Origin of the sequence: Cellulomonas gelida, assembly GCF_006538725.1 — a bacterium.
GTDB lineage: Bacteria > Actinomycetota > Actinomycetes > Actinomycetales > Cellulomonadaceae > Cellulomonas > Cellulomonas gelida.
The window spans coordinates 166608-185747 of the sequence record NZ_BJLQ01000002.1; the positions used below are offsets into that span (position 1 = coordinate 166608).

The following is a 19140-nucleotide window of genomic DNA, read 5'->3' on the forward strand; positions in this document are numbered from 1 at the left end:
CACCTCCCTCGACAGACACGCGCCTCGCCTGGCCGCGGGCACGCCGGGACGCAAGTGCCGAGGTCGCAGCGCGTCCCAGGTGGTCCGCCTGCCGCCCCAGGCGGCTCCCGAAAGTGGCCGTGATCATATCGAGACTTGCGGGGGCTTGACGGCTCGCGAGGGGCGTCTCTACTTTAACGCTAAAATCCCGCCGGGATAAGGACGCGACGACTCAACGCGTCCGATGTGCACGGGTTCCAGTCAACGTCGACCGGAACTGTTCTCAAGGGAGAGACCTCGGTGCGTACCTCACGAACGAAGTTGTCAGCTCTTGCCCTGGTGGTGGGCGTGTCCGTGGGACTCGTCGGATGTACCGCCGACGACGGCCCCGAAGAGGGCCCCACGACGGCCGCCGTGATCCCCGAGGGGGATCTCGCGGACAAGTCGGGAACGCTGACCCCCAGCAACCCGACGACCCTCACGACCTGGATCACGACGGCCTCCCAGGCCCCGGCCGCCGACAACAAGATCACCAAGCTGCTCAAGGAGAAGCTCGGTGTCACGCTGGAGTACGAGATCGTGACTCCCGACAACGTGGACCAGAAGATCGGTGTCATGCTCGCGGGCGGCCAGTACCCCGACCTCGTCGGGACGACGGACCTGAAGATGCGTCTCCTCGAGGGCGGCGCTCTCCTGCGACTGGACGACATGCTGGCCACCGGGGACTACCCGAACCTCGCCACGCACGTCGAGGACGACATCAAGAAGATGAGCTACTCGGGTGAGGAGGTGGACCCCGGGCTGTACATCTTCCCGAACTACAACCGCTTCTACGGCGAGGTCACGGGCGGCACCTACTACGGCCCCGCGTTCTGGATCCAGAAGCGTGTGCTCGAGGACGCCGGGTGGCCGGACCTCAGCAACATGACGCTCGACCGCTACTTCCAGCTCATCGCGGACTACCAGGCGAAGAACCCCCAGACCGAGGGCGCCCCGACCGTGGGCTTCGAGGTCCTGGCGTCGACCGGCCGTGAGTGGGGCATGACGAACCCGCCGGCGCTCCTGGCGGGCTCCCCGAACAACGGTGGCGTCATCGTCGACGACAGCAACAACGCGGAGATCTACGCCGACAAGGACATCGCGAAGGACTTCTACAAGGTCCTCAACGAGCAGTACGCCGCGGGTCTCGTGGACCGCGAGTCCTTCACCCTGACGTTCGACCAGTACGTCGCGAAGCTGGCCACCGGCGCCGTCCTCGGCATGCACGACCAGGGCTGGGACTTCCAGACCGCGACCGACTCGCTGCGCAGCGCCGGCAAGGACCAGTACACCTACGTGCCCCTCATGCCCGTCTACGACGGTGCTGAGCCCTGGTACGCCGACCGCCCCGTCATGAACACCAACCAGGGCTTCGGCATCTCCGTCTCCAGCAAGCAGCCGGAGAAGGCGCTGAAGTTCCTCGACCTGATGCTCAGCGAGCCCTGGCAGAAGACGCTCTCCTGGGGCATCGAGGGCGAGGACTACCAGATCGGCGACGACGGCCTGTTCACGCGCACGGAGGAGCAGCGGGCCAACGCCCGCGACCTCACCTGGCGGGCGTCCAACCGTCTCGAGGCGCTGCTCGACGTCCTGCCCAAGCACAACGGCCAGTTCTCCGACGGCAACGCCTACAGCCCCGACGACCAGCCCGCCGAGTTCTTCGCGACGCTGACCGACTACGACCGTAACGTCATGGAGAAGTACGGCAAGAAGACCTGGCTCGAGTTCATGAACCCGCAGCCGGAGAACCCGAAGTACTACCCGGCGTGGAACATCACGCTCTCCGACGACGCCAACCAGGTCAACCAGCAGCTGACCGACGCCAACGTGCAGAACCTGCCGAAGATCATCGCCGGTGCCCCTGGCGACTTCGAGGCGAGCTGGAAGGCCTACGTCGACACCATCAAGAAGATCGACGTCAAGGTGTACGAGGACGCGATCAACGCCGGCATCCAGGAGCGTCTCGCCAACTGGTGACAGTCCGCAAGCGGTCGTGGTGGGGGGCACGGGCCCCCCACCACGACACGTTCTCGAGGACCACCCACTGCTTCTGACGACGAGGTTGGACAGATGACGGACGCACCGGTGAGGAACCTGATGACCGCCCCCGGGCCCGAGCCGGCCGCGGAGCCTGCGAGCAGCTCACGGGCTCAACGCCGCAAGGCCCGGACGCGGGCACCCAAGGAGCCGAAGCGCAAGATCACGTGGGACAGGATCAAGGCGCAGCGGGTGCTGCTCCTCATGGCCGTCCCGCTGCTGATGTACCAGATCCTGTTCAAGTACGTCCCCGTCTACGGCTGGGCGATCGCCTTCCAGGACTACAAGCCGGGTCGCGGCAACATCTGGAACCAGGAGTGGGTGGGCTTCGAGAACTTCGTCGACCTGTTCACCGGTGTCAACGGTGAACGGTTCCGCCGGGTCGTGGTCAACACGCTGGGACAGTCCGTCCTGACCCTGGTCGTCGGGACCCTGGGGGCCATCGTCCTGGCGCTGCTGCTGAACGAGGTCAAGAACGCCCCGTTCAAGCGGATCATGCAGAACATCACGTACATGCCCCACTTCCTCAGCTGGGTCATCGTGGCGAGCCTGGCGTCGGTGGCGCTCTCCCTGCCCTCCTCCGGCGGGTTCATCAACCAGGGCCTCATGACCCTGGGCATCGTCCAGGAGCCGATCCTGTTCCTGACCGAGCCGAACCACTTCTGGGGCATCGTCGCCGGGACCAGCCTGTGGAAGGAGCTGGGCTGGAACACGATCCTCTACCTGGCCGCGATCACCGCGATCGACCCGAGCCTGTACGAGGCCGCCGAGGTCGACGGAGCGGGCCGCTACCGCAAGATGTGGAACATCACGCTCCCGGGCATCAGGCCCACGATCGTCGTGCTGCTCATCATCAACAGCGGCTGGATCCTGTCCACCAACTTCGAGCTGCCGTACTTCCTGGGCAACGGCCTGATCTCCGAGACGGCCGAGACCATCGACGTCTTCGTCCTGCGCTACGGCTACCAGCTCGGCAACTACTCCCTCGCCGTCGTCGCGGGCATCTTCAAGACCGTCGTCGCCATCATCTTGGTGGGCTCGGCGAACATGGCGGCCAAGCGCCTCAACCAAGAGACCCTGGTCTAGGAGGACGTCATGTCAAGCACCACTGTCGTGAAGCCTCCGGCGCGGCGCGCGTCACGAAGCGGGTCACCGCGTCGCGCGTGGACGACCGAGCGCATCATCTTCACCACGCTCAACACGACCTTCCTGGTGTTGCTCGCGACACTCATGATCTACCCCCTGCTGAACACGCTCGCCATCTCCCTGAACGACGGCATGGACGCCGTCCGCGGCGGGATCGGCATCTGGCCACGGGTCTTCTCGCTGAAGAACTACGAGGTCGTGCTCAACATGGACTCGATCTATCAGGCGTTCGTCATGAGCGTCCTGAAGACGGTCGTGGTCGTGGCGACGAACTTGCTGTTCACCTCGATGCTCGCCTACGCGCTCAGCCGCAAGGAGTTCATCTTCCGCCGCCCGATCACCCTGATCTTCGTGCTGACGCTGTACTTCGACGCCGGGCTGATCCCCAACTACCTGCTCATCAAGGACCTGGGGATGCTGAACAGCTTCCAGGCCTACTGGGTGCCGACGATCATCAGTGCGTTCAACCTCATCATCCTGCGCACGTACATGAAGTCGATCCCCGACGAGATCACCGAGTCGGCACGGATCGACGGCGCGGGCGAGTTCCGCACGTGGTGGCAGATCATCATGCCGCTGTGCAAGCCCGTGCTGGCCGTGGTGGGTCTGTTCGTGGCCGTCGGCAGCTGGAACGCCTGGCTGGACACCCTGCTGTACAACTCGGGCGACCCGGCGCTGACCACCCTGCAGTACGAGCTGCAGAAGCTGCTGGCGAGCTCGATGAACGCCGGCGCGAACTCCGCGAACACCGCGGCCAACGCGGCCTCGGTGGGAAGCGGCGGGCAGCTCACCACACCGATCGCGCTGCGGTCGGCGATCACGATGGTGGCGGCCGTCCCCATCCTGCTCGTCTACCCGTTCCTGCAGAAGCACTTCGTGTCCGGTCTCATGATCGGCTCCGTGAAGGGCTGACGGGCGTCGGCCTCCCGCGCACCGCGGGAGGCCGACCGCGTCCTGGCGACCCACCACGTCCGCGCACTCTGAGAGGCACGACCATCTTCCGCTTCAACCCCGCGTCGCTGCTGTGGCGCATCCTCGACTCGCTCGGCTCCGTGATCCTGATCAGCCTGTTCTGGCTGGTGAGCGTCGGCCTCGTCGTGACGGCGGGAGCGGGCACGGTCGTCGCGTACGAGCTCTGTCGCCGCTACGTCCTGGGCAAGGACGCGGGCCCCTGGGCTGTCGCGACCAAGGCCTGGCGGCAGAGCTGGAAGCAGGCGACCGTCGTCGGTCTGCTCGCCGTCCTGGTCGCGGCCGTCGGCATCGTCACGCTCTCCTACCTGCCGACTCTCGGGCTGGCCGAGGTGCTGGTGCCGCTCCTGGTCGTCGGGCTCTTCCTCCTGCTCCTGGTGTTCTGGTGCCTGCCCCTCGTCGCCCGTTTCACCAACCCCACCTGGCGCCAGGTGCGCAACGGCCTCACCTTGGGGCTGACGACGCCCAGCCTGACGTTCCTGCTCGGGATCGCCGCGCTGGTCGGGGGCGTCGCCATCTGGAACTTCATGCCCGCGGTGTTCGTGGTGCCGGGCCTGATCCTCGTGTGGTGGTGCTACCTGCTCGAGCGGTTCTTCGTGGACCGGGGATACGTCCGACCGGAGCCGGAGGAGGCGGAGGTCTGACGCGGCGCGGAGCGCTCACCACCGCACGACCCAGTGATCGACGAAAGGCGTTGTCGTGACCATCCTGCACGTCGCCACCACCGGCTCCGACCGCGCTGACGGTTCGGCCGAGGCTCCGTTCCGGACCATCAACCGGGCCGCGCAGGCCGCCGTGCCGGGCGACACCGTCGCGGTGCACGCAGGCGTGTACCGGGAGTGGGTGAACCCCCCGCGCGGCGGCACGGCTGACGCGCCGATCACGTACCAGGCGGCAGTAGGCCCGGACGGGCACTTCGAGCCCGTGACGATCTCCGGTGCCGAGGTGGTCACCGACTGGCACCCCCACCCCGGCGCCGACGGCCGCGTCTGGGTCGCCCAGGTGCCGAACGCCCTGTTCGGCACCCGCAACCCGTACGTCGAGCGCATCGGCGGGGACTGGTTCTTCGACCGGGTCAACACCTGGCACACGGGCGAGGTGTACCTCGACGGCAGGTCGATGTACGAGTCGCTGACGCTCGGCGGCGTCGAGCACCCCGAGGTCACTCCGGACTCGTTCGACCCGGAAGGCTCGCTGCTGACCTGGTACTGCGAGGTGGGCGACGACGTCACGACGATCTGGGCGAACTTCGGGGGCGCCGACCCGGCCGCGCACCAGGTCGAGATCAATGCCCGCACCTTCGTCTTCTGGCCCTCGGCGACCGGCATCGACCACATCACGGTGCGTGGGTTCACCCTGACGAAGGCCGCCACGCAGTGGGCCCCGCCCACTGCACTGCAGGAAGGCCTGATCGGCCCCCACTGGTCGAAGGGCTGGGTGATCGAGGACAACACGATCACCGACTCGAAGAACGTCGGCGTCTCGCTCGGCAAGGAGGTCAGCACCGGGCAGAACGAGGCGGCCGCGGGGCCGGAGGGCGCCAAGGGCGGCACGCAGCGCGAGCGTGAGGTGATCCAGCGTGCTCTCGTGCTGGGCGGGCCGGGCGCCGGCGAGCCGCACCCGTGGCACCGGGACCACGTCGGCTCGCACGTCGTGCGCCGCAACACGATCCGGGACTGCGAGCAGGCCGGCGTCGTCGGGCACCTGGGGGCGGCGTTCTCGACCATCGCCGACAACCACATCTCGCGCATCCACGTGAAGCGACAGTGGCACGGCGCAGAGGTGGCCGGGATCAAGCTGCACGCCGCCATCGACACCGTGATCAGCGGGAACACGATCCACCACACGCACCGCGCGCTGTGGCTGGACTGGCAGGCCCAGGGCACCCTGGTGCGGCGCAACGTGTTCTACGCCTCGACCGCCGAGGACTTCATGGTCGAGGTCTGCCACGGCCCGTACCTCGTGGACTCGAACCTCTTCCTGTCGCCGTGGGCGGTCAAGGACATGTCCACCGGCGGCGCGTACGTCCACAACTACGTCGCGGGTCGTATCGCGAACTGCACGGAGCACCAGCGGTACACCCCGTACCACGTCCCGCACGCCACGGCCGTCTACGGCGTCTCGAACATCCTCGGCGGCGACAACCGGTTCTACAACAACGTCTTCGTCGGCGACCGCGCCGCCGACGATCGCAGCGAGTCGGACGCACAGCCCGAGCCGGCGCTCGCCAGCTTTTGGTCCGGCGCGGTCGACATGGACGGTGTGCCCGGGCAGGCGACCTTCACGCCGACGCCCGTGGGCACCTCGCAGTACGACGCCTATCCGACGCCGCAGGAGTACCCCAACGAGCGCGGCAGCGACTTGGCGGGGCCTCGGCTGCCGGTCTGGATCGAGGGCAACCTCTACACGGAGGGCGCGGAGCCGTTCCGCGCGGAGCCTACGGCCCTCGTGGTCGGCACGTCTCCGGTGCGCGTCACCGTCGTCGACGCCGAAGCCGGGACCGTCCGCGTCGACATGAGCGACATGGCCGTCGTCGCCCCGGTGACGACCGCGCGCCTCGGGACGAGCTACCAGGCCGAGATGCCCTACACCAACCCCGACGGGTCCGATCTGGACCTGAGCACCGACCTCGTCGGGATCCGACGGGACCAGATCGTGCCCGGGCCGTTCGCCGTGTCGGCACCTGCGTGTCGGACTCTTGAGGCACCGGGGCCGGTCGAGCGACGGTAGACGGGCGGCGTGGCCGCGCTCAGCGCTGACGCCCGGCGTGCTCGTGCAGGAACGCGTCGACCGCCGCGTGGTAGACGGTCGGCTGGTCGCGGCGCACGCAGTGGCCCGCGCCGTCGATGGTGACGGTGCTGACGAGCGGGTTGTCGACAAGTCCCGGGCGCGGTGCCATCGGTGCGCCGGGCGGGAGGACGAGCAGGGTGGGGACGGTGAGCGCGGCGAACCGCTCCTCCCACGCCGGCTCCCCGAGGAACCGACCCCCTCGCACGTACGCGCGGTCGACGAGCGGGCGGCTGTCCGCCCACGCCTCGATCTCGGTGTCGCTCCACGGTGTCTCGCGCCGCATGCGCGCGACCTCGGCCGCGCGGTCCCGCGCCGTGGCGATCAGGGACGCCTCGACCCCGGCGACGACCGTGGGATGGGCGACGAACGCCGGTCCGTCGAGCGCGGGGTCCGTCGTGGGGATGCCGTCGGGCTTCGCGGGGTCCTCGAGCACGAGGGCGCGGACCTGGGCGGGGCGGGCGAGTGCCGCGCGTAGGGCGAGCAGACCGCCGAGGGAGTGCCCGACGAGCACGACCGGCCCCGGCTGCGCGTCCAGCAGGTCCACGAGGTCGTCGAGCATGACGTCGGGGGCGCGCCGGAGCTCGTCGTCGGTGAACCGTGGCGAGCGACCGTGGCCTCGCAGGTCCGGCGCGACGACGTCCCACGTGTCACCCCAGTGCGCGACGAGGTCCGGCCAGGTGGTGCCCGCCTCCGTCAGACCGTGGACGAGCACGACCGTGGGCGCCGCGGCGTTGCCGTAGCGGTGGACGACCAGAGGCACCTTGCCGTCGGGTCGGCCGTCGCGCGCGCTCATAGGACGGCTCCGTCGAGGGTGACGTCCTCGTACGCCTCGACCCGGGGCGGTCCGACGAGGTGCGTGTGCCACTCGTCGATCAGCGCGCGCATCGCCGGGTCCTGCTCGACGCGCACCTGGTCGGCCTCGTACGTGAGGCGGTCGCGGTACTCCATGATCTCGACGAACGCGCCGGGCTCCACCAGGCTCCACTGCAGCCGGACCCGGATACCGCCGGGTGCCTCGTACACCGGGCGCGCGCGGGCCAGGAAGTGCTCGAGCGAGCGCGCGTCGGACGCAGCCCGGCCGTGCAGATAGAGGGTGATCATGCCCACCATCGTGGCCCCCTCCCCTGGTCACGCACCGTACGAACGTCCCGACGACCATCCCGACGACGACCCCGACGACCGTCCCGACGACGTCGCGCGAGCGACTCGCGGGTGGGCGCGACCGCGTCTCGTCGTCCCGGCCACCTAAGGTGTCGGGCGATGATCACTCGTGCCGAAGGGGCGTACCTGGGCGCCGTCCGGGCCTTCCAGAACCCGATGCTCGACCTGCTCCACAAGAAGCACGCCCCACTCGTCGTCTCGTTGCTGTCGGTGACGTTCACCGCGGAGCGGCCGACCGTCCCCGTGGCCGACGCGCACACGGAGATCGGTGACGCGCTCGACCAGCTGCGTGCGGCCGGGTACGAGGAGAACCTGCCGACGGGCTCGGCGCGCGACCTGTGCCGACAGTGGGCGGACGCGGGCTGGCTCGTGCGGCAGGTGCTCGACGACGACGTCGAGGCCTACCGCCTGTCCGCGCACGCGGTCGGGGCGCTCGAGGTCGCGGGGCGCGCGGGTGGTGCGCGGGCGCGCGTGTCGCAGTCGCGGGTGCGGACGCTGCTCGACGCGGTGGAGCAGCTCGCGCAGGACGCCGACCCCGACGTGCTGGTGCGCATGGCGCGCCTGGACGGGCAGATCAAGCGCCTGCAGGCCGAGCTGGACCGCGTGCAGCGCACCGGCACGGTCGACGAGGTCGACGACGAGGAGCTGCTCGAGGAGGCGGAGAACGTCCTGCACCTCGTGCGCGAGCTGCCCGCGGACTTCGCGCGCGTCGCGGAGTCGATCAAGGCGATGCAGCGGGACGTGGTCACGGCGCTGCGGCAGGACGAGCGCCCCACGGGTGACGTGCTGCGCGAGTACCTGGAGCGCGGCGAGCACGTCATGGAGTCCACGTCCGAGGGCCGCGCCTTCGCCGGGGCGCTGCGGCTCATCGGGGACCCGCAGCGGCTCGACGAGCTCGCGCAGCAGCTCGACGTGGTGCTGCGCCACCGGTTCACGCGGCGTCTCGCCCAGCAGCAGCGCACCGAGCTCCGGGAGATCGTGCGGCGCATCGAGCAGGGGCTCGACCAGGTCTTCACCGCGCAGCGCGAGGCGTCGTACGTCATCACCGCGCAGGTCCGCAACCACGACCCGCTGCGCGACCGCCAGGTCGACGTGCTGCTGCGCGACGTGATGGCCGGGATGCAGGCGTGGTTGCCCGGCGCGCGCCGTTTCCAGCCGGTCGACCCGTTGCGCCGCCTGCCGGTCGCCGAGGTCGAGCACCTGCGCCAGACCGCAGGCGACCTGCGCCCGCCCGAGGCACCGACGCCGCTGGCCGCCTGGGACGACGACGGCGACGACGTCACCGGCGACGACGCGCGCGCCTGGGGCGGCCCGCACTACGCCGACCTGACCTCCCACCTCGTCGCGTTCGCCGACGGCTCCGACGAGGTCGACGTGGCCGCCGCGTTCGAGGCGGCACCCGACGGGCTGCGCCGCCCCGTCGACCTGCTGGGGATGCTCGAGATCGCGCACACCCACGGCATGACCGAGACCGGTCGCGTCGCGTTCGTCGACGCGGTGCGGCCCGACGGGACCCGCCGCCGCCTCGCGTTCGGCGCGGTCACCACGACGACGAAGGACGACGATGCCTGAGACGACGACCGAGGACGTGGCGGTGACCGTGCACGACGAGCCGGTGGAGGCCGCGAGCGCTCCCCGCGCCGACGAGGGCTTCATCGCCCCCGTCCCGATGGAGGAGGACCCAGCCGAGCTGTTCGCGGGCGACTCCGGGACGCTCGACGCCGACGTGCGCCGGGTCCTGGTCCGGCTGCTGCAGCGGCGGTTCCTCGTCGCCGACAAGAACCGCGCACAGTGGCGGACCCTCCTGGAGAACCAGCAGGTCATCGAGTCGCGGCTGCACGACCTGTTCGTGCACCTCGTCGTCGACCACGACCGTGGCGTCGCCTACAAGCGCCAGGTGCGCTCGGCCGAGCTCGACGTGCCCGTGCTGCTGCGCGACGACGCGTACTCGCGCGCCGAGACGCTCGTGCTCGTGCACCTGCGGACCGTGTTCCAGCGCGAGCAGGGTGCGGGCGAGACGTCGGTGCGCGTGGACGTCGAGGAGCTCGAGCAGACCGCCCTGACGTACTTCGACCCCGACGACACGAACGTCGCCGCCCACCAGCGCGAGATCCGGGCCGCCGTGGCGCGCCTCGAGCGCGAGGGGCTCATCGAGGAGGAGTCGCAGGGACGCTTCCGCGTCACGCCGCTCGTCGAGATCGTGCTGAGCAACGAGCGGCTCGCTGAGCTGCGGGAGTGGCTGCGCGAGCAGGCCGCGCGCACGCAGGAGGTCACGCGATGACGATGATCGACACGCTGTTCGGGCTCATCCCCGCCGAGTCGACCGGCCAGCAGTGGGTCGCGCGCGACCTGCAGCTCGTCAACTGGGGCGGGTACGACGGGCACCACCGGGTGCGGCTCGCCTCGACCGCCACGCTCCTGTCGGGCGGGTCCGGCTCGGGCAAGTCCACGCTCATGGACGCGTACATCGCGCTCCTGATGCCGCACACCACGCCGTTCAACGGTGCGTCGAACGGCGGCGTCGTCGGGCGCCCGCGCGGCAAGGACCAGCGCAACATCCTGTCCTACGCGCGCGGCAAGCTCGACGAGTCGCGCACCGAGGACGGGACCCGGCAGCGGGTGCTGCGCGGGGACGGTCGGGACACGTGGTCGGCGATCGCCATGACGTGGGTGGACCAGTCCGGCACCGAGCTCACGGCGGTGCGCGGCTGGTACGTGCCGTCCGCGGCGCGGACGCTCGAGGACGTCGTCGCGGTGCGCGCCGTCCGCGAGGGCAGCTTCGACCTGCGCGAGCTCGAGGCCGCGGCCGCGCACCGGTTCGGCCGGGCCGCCGTGACGGAAGCCGGCCTGACGGTGTTCGACACCGACCGTGAGCTCACCGCGCGCCTGCACTCGACGCTCGGGATCGGCGCGGCGGGTGACGGGAACAAGGCCGTCGCGCTGCTGGGCCGCATCCAGGCCGGGCAGCAGATCACCACTGTCGACGCGCTCTACAAGGCGATGGTGCTCGAGGAACCGGACACGTTCGCGACGGCCGACGCCGTCGTCGAGCAGTTCGACAAGCTCACGGGCACGCGCGAGCAGATGATCACCGCGCGCCAGCAGGTCAAGGCGCTCGAGCCGATCCGCGCGTACCGGGCCGACATCGAGCAGGCCGCCGAGCGGCTGCGGGTCATCGAGCAGCTCGGGACGTTCGACGACGCGACCTCGCCTGCGGCCCTGTGGAAGCACGAGCGCCGGCTCGACCTGCTCCGCGACGCCGAGCAGGACCTGCAGCGTCGCCACCAGCAGAGCAACGCACGCGCGGCCGAGACCGCGGCGCGCATCGCCGCCGCGCGGTCCGAGCTCGACGGGGTCAAGGAGACGCTCTGGTCCTCGGGCGGCGACCGCCTCGCGACCGCGCAGCGTGAGCTCGCGGGCGTCGAGGCACGACTGCAGGACGTGCGCCGGGCCCGCACCCGGTTCGACGACGTGCTGCGCGCGCTGCCCGGCACGTCGGTGACGACCGACGCCGAGCACACCGCGCTCGTCGCGCGGGCGCACGCGGCCCTGCGGGACACCGACGCGAAGGCGTCCGCACGGCAGGCGCTGTTCGACGCGATGTCGGAGAAGAAGGAGGCCGCCGCCGACCTCGCCGACCTGACCGCCGAACGTGCCGCGGTCGCGCGGCGGCACGACAACATCCCCGGTGAGCTGCACCGGGCTCGCGCGGCGCTGGCCGAGGCCGCTGGGCTGGCGCCCGACGACCTGCCCTTCGTCGCCGAGCTGATCGAGGTCCGCACCGAGCACGAGCCGTGGCGCGACGCCTTCAACCTCGCGCTCGGCGGGTTCGCGACGCGTCTGCTCATCGACGTCGCGCACCTGGGCGCGTTCCGCAAGGCGATCGACGCGGTTCCCACCGCTCGTCGTATCCGGTTCCAGGGCGTGCCCACGGGGATGCGCGACGACGTCGCGCTCGACTCCCGCACGCTGCCCGGTCGCCTCGACTTCCGCAACGGCCCGTTCACCGGCTGGCTGCGCGGCGAGCTCGCGCGCGCGTTCGCCTTCGTGTGCGTCGACACGCCCGGCGAGCTGTCGCAGCACGCCAAGGCGCTGACCCGCTCGGGGCAGGTGTCCGAGGGGACCCAGGGCGCGCACGGCGGCCAGGGCCGCGGCAACGTCCTCGGCTTCACCAACACGCGTCGCCTCGCCCACCTCGACGAGCAGGTCGCGCGCGCCCAGGAACGGCTGCACCTGGTCGAGGCGCAGGTGAGCGAGGCCGAGGCGGGCCTCGACACGCACGACGTCGAGCGCCGCGCCTACGAGACGCTGACCGAGATCACCTGGGACCAGGTCGACGTCGCGACCATCGAGGCCGCACAGGCCCGGTGGGCGCAGGTCATCGAGGAGGTGACGTCCGGCAACCCGGAGATCACGCGCCTGCAGCGGCGCGCCGCCGAGCTCGACACGACCATCCAGGTGCTCGCCGAGCAGCTCGGCGTGACCAAGGACGAGGCGCGAGCCGCCTCCGAGCTCTGGTCGACGACCACGGACGAGGTCGACACCGCGCAGCAGGCGCTCGACGAGGCCCGGTCCGCGGGCACTCGCGTGGGTCACGACCAGCGCACCTACCTCGAGGCCCTGCTCGTCGGGACGGACGTGCAGGACGTCCGCACGACGAACGCGGCGGCGGGCGCGAACGACGCCCTGCGTGCGTTCGACGACGTCCTGGCGCGCGCCCACTCGCTCCTGCTGGCCGACCGCCAGGCCGCGCAGCAGATCATCGGCACCGCCCGCGAGTCGCTGCGCCGCACGTTCGAGACCTTCGTCGAGCGCTGGCCGGACCCGAACCTCGGGGCCGACCCCGACGACTCCTACGCCGACTTCGAGCGCATCCTCACCGAGCTCGAGACCAACGGTCTGCACGACCTCGAGGACGAGTGGCGCAAGAGCCTGCTGCGCCTGTCGGGCAACGACCTGACCGACCTGCACAGCGCGCTCGCACGCTCGGTCCGGGAGATCAAGGAACGCATCCGGCCGGTCAACGACATCCTCGCGGACCTGCCGTTCGCCGACGACGAGCACCGCCTGCGCATCGAGGCGCGCGACACGCAGTCGACCGTCGTCGCGCGCTTCCGCAAGGAGCTGCGCGACCTGCGCGAGGTGCTGGCCACCGAGGCGACCGACGCCGAGCGCGAGCGGCGCTACCTGCGCATGGCCAAGGTCATCGACCGCATCCGGCGCACCGCACCCGACTTCGCCGACCTGATCGACGTGCGCCGCCACGTGCGCCTGTCCGCCGAGAAGGTCGACCTCGAGGGCAACCACGTGGCGCTGTACGACCACATCGGCGAGAAGTCCGGCGGTGAGTCGCAGGAGCTCGTCGCGTTCATCGTCGGCGCGGCCCTGCGCTACCAGCTCGGCGACGCCGGCGCCGAACGGCCCCGGTACGCGCCGGTCTTCCTCGACGAGGCGCTCATCAAGGCCGACGCGCGGTTCACGGGTCGCGCGATCGGCGCGTGGCGCGGGCTGGGCTTCCAGCTCGTCATCGGGGCGCCCAACGACAAGTTCAGCGCGCTCGAGCCGCACGTGGACGTCAAGTACGTCGTGCTGAAGGACGCCACGGGCCGCTCCCGCACCAAGCCCATCGCCGGCGTGCCCGACCCGATGGCGTCTGAGTGAGCTCTCGCTTCGTCTCGCTCGCCGAGGCAGCCGAGACCGTGACGCACCGCCTGCGCACCGCGTGGGCTGATGCGGTGTGCATCCAGATCACCCAATGCACCAACCGCGCGATCCACGTGCAGCTCAGCCCAGGCGTGACGAGCGGCGCGGTCGTTCTTCGGCTCGGGCTGGACGCTCGGACCCGCTGGGTCGAGGAGTGGTCTGCAGTGGCCGCACGTGGCCTCCCAGGTGTCACGGTCGAGAGGCGACGGGTCGTCGTCTCTCAGGTCGCCGAGATGCTCCCGGCGACCCTCACCCTGAGCGGGCTTGACGCGGCCACCGAGCTCCTGGCGCTCGCGGGCCTGCGGCCACCGTTCGACCATCAACGAGCGTGCCGGGTTGCTGGCGAGATACTCGCGTCATCGGCACGCCTGACTCCGACGGTCCTCCGGGCGGTGTGCCAGCTCGACGATGACGACGTTCAGGTCGCGCTGGAAGCCGTCCGGTGGCTCCGCGCGCATCCTGACGTCGGTGACTGGACCGCTCGCTCCATCCCCATCCCGCGCATGCACTCGAAGTGGCTTCTCAAGCACGGAGCGCTGCTGCGCGATCTCGTCGGCCGCGATGTTCTCGACGAGGTGCGGTCGCGGCTCGCAGTCGTCCACCTGACCTACGTGGATCCGGCCTACGCGATGACGGGAGGTCGACGGCACGACGCGTGGACGACCGGTGACACGCACGAGCTCGCGTATGAGCCGCACACCGTGCTCGTCGTCGAGAACCGCGACTGCCGCCTCTGGTTTCCGCTCACTCCTGGCACCGTCGTCGTCGAGGGCGGCGGCATGGCAGCGGCAGCCTTGCTCGCCGACATCCCGTGGCTGCGGCGCGCTCCGGGCGTCGTGTACTGGGGGGACATCGACGCCGCGGGCTTCGCGATCCTGAACCACTTCCGCTCCGCCCTGGCCCGCACCAGTCCCGACGGAGCGTCCGGCCGCCCGGTCGCCTCGATCCTGATGGACGCTGCGGCGCTGTCGAGGTACAGCCACCTCGGCGTCGATCGAGACGCGCGGGGCAGGCGCATTCCTTCGTCGTCTGAGACGTTGCCCCATCTCACCGACGACGAGACCGAGGCGTATCACCAGATCGCCACCGCTGGTGAGGTAGCCCTGCGTCGGATCGAGCAGGAGCGGATTCCGATCGCCGATGCGGCTGACGCGCTGTCGCTGCACGCGTCGCACGCGACGACGGCTCCACCGTGGCGCGACTAGCGGGACAACCGATCGCATCGTTCGCGACGACGTCATAGGTTCTGCGCATGAGCCTTCCCGTGCGTATCGGTGTCCAGCTCCAGCCGCAGCACGCCGACTACGGCCAGATCCGGGACGCGGTGCGCCGCGCCGAGGACCTCGGCGTCGACGTGGTGTTCAACTGGGACCACTTCTTCCCGTTGACCGGCGACCCGGACGGCAAGCACTTCGAGTGCTGGACGATGCTCGGCGCGTGGGCCGAGCAGACCGAGCGGGTCCAGCTCGGCGCTCTGGTGACGTGCAACTCGTACCGCAACCCCGAGCTGCTCGCGGACATGGCCCGCACGGTCGACCACATCAGCGGCGGCCGCCTGATCCTGGGCATCGGCGCGGGCTGGTTCCAGAAGGACTACGACCAGTTCGGGTACGAGTTCGGGACCGCGGGCGGGCGCATCGCGGACCTCGCGCAGGCGCTCCCCCGCATCAAGGCCCGATGGGCGGCGTCCAACCCTGCTCCGACGCGCCAGATCCCCGTCCTCATCGGCGGCGGCGGCGAGCGCAAGACGCTGCGCGTCGTGGCCGAGCACGCGGACGTCTGGCACTCGTTCGGCGACGCCGAGACGCTCGCGCGCAAGAGCGCGATCCTCGACGAGCACGGGGTGGACGTCGGCCGGGACACCGCGCGGCTCGTCGAACGCTCGGCCGCGGTCTCCCGGCCGCCGCAGGAGCAGGCCGAGGGTCTGCTCGCCGCCGGGGCGACGCTGCTGACGGTCGGCACGTCGGGCCCCGACTACGACCTCTCGCTCGCGGCGCAGTGGGTCGCCTGGCGTGACGCGCGAGGCTGAGGCCGCGCGGGCGCAGACCACGTGACAGTGACCTCGTCGCTTACAGTCACGTGCTCGTGAGCACCCTCGACCCCGCCCCGTCGCCGCGCGTCGGCATCGTCGTCACGGACTCCTACCCGCTCGAGGACCTCGACCACGACACCGGACCGTTGGTGGAGGCGCTGCGGGCGCGCGGCGTCGACGCGCAGGCGACGGTCTGGCACGACGAGGACGTCGACTGGGCCGACTACGCTCTGCTGGTCCTGCGCAGCCCGTGGGACTACCCCGAGCGCGTCGAGGAGTTCACGGCGTGGCTCGCGCGGGTCGGCGCTGCCACGACGGTGCTCAACGAGCCCGCGCTGGTCGCGTGGAACCTCGACAAGCGCTACCTCGCCCAGCTCGAGCAGCTGGGTGTCGCCGTGGTGCCCACCACGTACCGCACCACCGTCGACGAGGTCGCGCGCGACCTGTCCGCCTTCCCGGACGCCGCGCACGTCGTGCTCAAGCCCTCCGTCTCGGCGGGCGCGCGCGACACCGGCCTGTTCCGGGCCGGCGACCCCGGAGCACTCGAGCTCGCGGCCCGCGTGGTGACTGGCGGTGGGGTCGTCATGGTGCAGCCCGAGGTCCCGGAGCTGTCGGCGGGCCGGGAGAAGGCGCTGTACCTCATCGACGGCGAACTCACCCACGCGATCGCCAAGGGCGCACTGCTCGCCCCGGGCGGCGGGCTGCTCGGCGGGACGTACGAGGAGCATCCCGAGCGGGTGGCTGTCACGCCCGACGAGGCGGCCTTCGCCCACCGCGTGCTCGCGGCGGTCGACCAGGCGACGGGACTGGGTGCGCCGCTGTACGCACGGATCGACGTCGTGGACTCGGCCGAGCACGGGCTCGTCCTGCTCGAGGCCGAGCTGTTCGAGCCCGCGCTCAACCTGCACGTCGCGCCGGAGGTCACCGACGTGGTCGCGGCCGCGATCGCTCGGCGGCTGGCCTCCGCCCCGGCGCGCGTCGGCTGATCACGCGACGGCGTCGGCCGCCGGCTCGATGAAGAAGTTGTCGCGGAACAGCCCGGTCGGGTCGTAGCGGCGCTTGAGGTCACGCAGCCGTGCGAGGTGGGCCGGCGGGAACGCGCGGGCCACGACGTCGGGTCCCTCGTCGGACTCGAAGCTGAGGTACATGCCCTCGAAGTGCGGCTCGAGCCGCCGCCACCAGTCGTCGAACCCTGACGCGGGCGTGCCGAACGCCGCGAGGTTGAACGCCGCGTCCCGCCAGGCGTAGGCCGTCGCGTCGGCGTCGACGTCCGCGACGGCGCCGCCGACCGCGCGGACCTGCAGGAAGTACGACGCGCCGGCGTCGAGCAGCGCGGTGACCTCGGCGGCGAGCTCGGCGGTCAGGTGCCGCACCATGCCCGAGTGCGACAGCGGCTCGCCCTGCCCGCGCTGGGGCCCCTCCTGGTGGAAGGCGCCCATGACCTCGTCGTACGACGCGAGCACGACCGACTGGTCGAGCAGCGGCGCGACCTGGGCGATCGGGCCGAGCCGCTCGATGATCGTGTCCGGGTCGTCGGAGTCGACGACGAGCATGGCCTGCGCATACCGCGGCGTGCCCGGCCGCGCACCGCCGAGGACCAGCTGCCCCGTGACCGTGCGGTGCGCGGACTCGATCGCGCTCCCCCACCGCTCGAGCAGCCCGGGCAGGTCGCTCGCGTCCAGGACGAGCTGAGCGAAGCCCACCTGGCCGACCCGCGCCGCCTCGAGCTCGAACGAGACCGCGACGCCGAAGTTCGCGCCCGCGCCGCGCATCGCCCAGAACAGGTCGGCGTTCTCGTCGTCGGAGGCGTGCACGAGCGATCCGTCGGCCAGGACCACGTCCACCGACCGCAGGTGGTCGATCGTCAGCCCGTGCTCGCGGGCGAACCAGCCGATCCCTCCCGCGGTCGCCAGGCCGCCGACGCCCACGCCGCCGTAGTCGCCGCTGGTGACCGCCCGCCCGTGCGGCGCCAGCGCGCGTGCCACGTCGATCCAGCGAGCACCCGGCCCCACCCGCACGCGCGCGGTCGCCTCGTCGAGCAGCGTCACCTCGTCGAGGGCGCCCAGGTCGACGACGAGACCGCCGTGGTTGACCGAGCGGCCCGAGATGCCGTGGCCCGCGCTGAGCAGCCCGAGCGGCACGTCCCGGTGCGCACGCGCGAAGCCGACCGCGTCCTGCACCTGCGCGATCGTGTGCGGGCGCAGCACCAGCCCGGGCGCCCCGCCGCGCAGGTACGACGAGGTGTAGCGGGCGTAGCCGCGGTCGCCGGGCTCGACGGCGGTCTCGGCCAGCGAGGCGGGCACGTCGTCGTAGGCGATCCCCGGAAGCCGCCGCGCGAGGGCGATCTGGTTGCGGATCCGGCCGGCCTGCTGGGTTCCGCTGGTGACGCGCTGGGCATCGACGAGGTCACGGGCCGCGGGGATCACCTCGTGCGCCATGCGCTGCAGGGTCCGCTCGTCGTCGCTGGCCACGATGAAGACGCTGACGCCGTCCTCGGTGGCGAGGCGCGCGATCTCCTCGGCGCCGAGCGAGCCGATGTTGAGCAGGCGCGTGATCTCGCGCGGGTCGCGCCCGGCGTCCCGGGCGGCCTCGTCGATCGTCGCGTTCCCGCGCTGCAGGTCGCCGGGCTGCAGGTAGCTCTGCGACGGCAGCCAGCCGTCCGCCGAGCGGCCGATCAGGCGCAGCATGCGCGGCTTGAGCGCCCCCAGCCAGATCGGGATGTCGTGCGCCGGAGCCGGCCCACGCTTGGCCCCCGCGACGTGGTGGTGCTCACCGCCCGCCCGCAGCGGGCCGCGTGAGTCCGTGTCCCAGACCCCTCGGATGACCTCGATCGCCTGCTCGAGCGCCTCGACGCTCTGGCCCGGCGTCAGGCGCGGCACGCCCATGGCCTCGATGGCGTCCCAGAACGCCCCCGCCCCGAGCCCGAGGCTGAGCCGACCGCCGGAGAGCAGGTCGAGGCTCGCCGCCGAGCGCGCGAGCACCGCGGGCTGGCGCAGCGGCAGGTTGAGGACGTTGCCGGCGAGGCCGATCCGTTCGGTGCGCGCGGCCACCCACGTCAGGAGCGTCCACGTGTCGTGGAACGCCGGCTGGTAGGGGTGGTCCTGGAACGTGACGAGGTCGAAGCCGAGCTCCTCGCTGAGCTGGGCCAGCCGCACGGGCTGGTCCGGCGGGGCGTTGACCGGCGTGACGAAGGTGCCGAAGCGCAGGGGGTGACCGTAGTCGGGCATGACCCCAGCATCGGCGTCAGCGTGCGGGGCGCGCAAACGGGCGTGAGCGACTTACTC

The 19140-nt window shown here is 71.1% G+C and carries 14 protein-coding genes; 11 read left to right on the forward strand and 3 right to left on the reverse strand.

What is annotated here, in order from left to right:
- Window positions 1-327 precede the first annotated feature (327 nt).
- From CGE01nite_RS01055 to CGE01nite_RS01075, 5 genes are all read left to right on the forward strand, one after another.
- Window positions 328-1995, forward strand: coding sequence for an extracellular solute-binding protein (locus CGE01nite_RS01055; protein WP_229747534.1), 1668 nt, complete (start codon window positions 328-330; stop codon window positions 1993-1995).
- Between the two features lie 108 nt (window positions 1996-2103).
- The gene (locus CGE01nite_RS01060) at window positions 2104-3141 is read left to right on the forward strand and encodes an ABC transporter permease (protein ID WP_231583904.1); all 1038 of its coding nucleotides are present in this window, start codon (window positions 2104-2106) and stop codon (window positions 3139-3141) included.
- A 9-nt stretch (window positions 3142-3150) separates the two neighbouring features.
- Window positions 3151-4113 carry a carbohydrate ABC transporter permease gene (locus CGE01nite_RS01065; RefSeq protein ID WP_048343975.1) on the forward strand — a complete coding sequence of 321 codons (963 nt, stop codon included), beginning with the start codon at window positions 3151-3153 and terminating at the stop codon, window positions 4111-4113.
- A 140-nt stretch (window positions 4114-4253) separates the two neighbouring features.
- Window positions 4254-4814, forward strand: coding sequence for a DUF624 domain-containing protein (locus CGE01nite_RS01070; RefSeq protein ID WP_229747535.1), 561 nt, complete (start codon window positions 4254-4256; stop codon window positions 4812-4814).
- A gap of 55 nt (window positions 4815-4869) precedes the next feature.
- Entirely contained in the window at window positions 4870-6900 is a 2031-nt protein-coding gene (locus CGE01nite_RS01075; protein ID WP_048343976.1) for a DUF1565 domain-containing protein, read from the forward strand.
- A 19-nt stretch (window positions 6901-6919) separates the two neighbouring features.
- On the opposite strand, the gene CGE01nite_RS01080 is transcribed toward CGE01nite_RS01075, so the two are convergent.
- Together CGE01nite_RS01080 and CGE01nite_RS01085 are read right to left on the reverse strand one after the other, a co-directional pair.
- Window positions 6920-7753: an alpha/beta fold hydrolase gene (locus CGE01nite_RS01080; RefSeq protein ID WP_048343977.1), complete on the reverse strand. Its 834-nt coding sequence runs from the start codon at window positions 7751-7753 to the stop codon at window positions 6920-6922.
- Window positions 7750-8061 carry a hypothetical protein gene (locus CGE01nite_RS01085; protein ID WP_048343978.1) on the reverse strand — a complete coding sequence of 104 codons (312 nt, stop codon included), beginning with the start codon at window positions 8059-8061 and terminating at the stop codon, window positions 7750-7752. The genes CGE01nite_RS01080 and CGE01nite_RS01085 overlap by 4 nt, the downstream gene beginning before the upstream one ends.
- 159 nt (window positions 8062-8220) lie before the next feature.
- On the opposite strand from CGE01nite_RS01085, the gene CGE01nite_RS01090 reads away from it, so the two are divergent.
- The 6 genes from CGE01nite_RS01090 to CGE01nite_RS01115 all read left to right on the forward strand — a co-directional run bounded on the left by CGE01nite_RS01090 (window position 8221) and on the right by CGE01nite_RS01115 (window position 16842).
- The gene (locus CGE01nite_RS01090) at window positions 8221-9693 is read left to right on the forward strand and encodes a DUF3375 domain-containing protein (RefSeq protein WP_048343979.1); all 1473 of its coding nucleotides are present in this window, start codon (window positions 8221-8223) and stop codon (window positions 9691-9693) included.
- Window positions 9694-9790: 97 nt separating this feature from the next.
- Complete coding sequence (locus CGE01nite_RS01095; protein WP_197080861.1) at window positions 9791-10402, forward strand: DUF4194 domain-containing protein; 612 nt, start codon at window positions 9791-9793, stop codon at window positions 10400-10402.
- The gene (locus tag CGE01nite_RS01100; protein ID WP_048343981.1) at window positions 10399-13782 is read left to right on the forward strand and encodes an ATP-binding protein; all 3384 of its coding nucleotides are present in this window, start codon (window positions 10399-10401) and stop codon (window positions 13780-13782) included. The genes CGE01nite_RS01095 and CGE01nite_RS01100 overlap by 4 nt, the downstream gene beginning before the upstream one ends.
- Entirely contained in the window at window positions 13779-15029 is a 1251-nt protein-coding gene (locus CGE01nite_RS01105; protein ID WP_048343982.1) for a Wadjet anti-phage system protein JetD domain-containing protein, read from the forward strand. Before CGE01nite_RS01100 ends, CGE01nite_RS01105 begins: the two co-directional genes overlap by 4 nt.
- Window positions 15030-15076: 47 nt before the next feature.
- Entirely contained in the window at window positions 15077-15853 is a 777-nt protein-coding gene (locus tag CGE01nite_RS01110) for an LLM class F420-dependent oxidoreductase (protein WP_048343983.1), read from the forward strand.
- 56 nt (window positions 15854-15909) lie between these two features.
- Complete coding sequence (locus CGE01nite_RS01115) at window positions 15910-16842, forward strand: ATP-grasp domain-containing protein (RefSeq protein ID WP_371857555.1); 933 nt, start codon at window positions 15910-15912, stop codon at window positions 16840-16842.
- On the opposite strand, the gene CGE01nite_RS01120 is transcribed toward CGE01nite_RS01115, so the two are convergent.
- A complete protein-coding gene (locus tag CGE01nite_RS01120) occupies window positions 16843-19083 on the reverse strand; it encodes an LLM class flavin-dependent oxidoreductase (RefSeq protein ID WP_141368450.1) in 2241 nt (746 codons plus the stop codon).
- Window positions 19084-19140 lie beyond the last annotated feature (57 nt).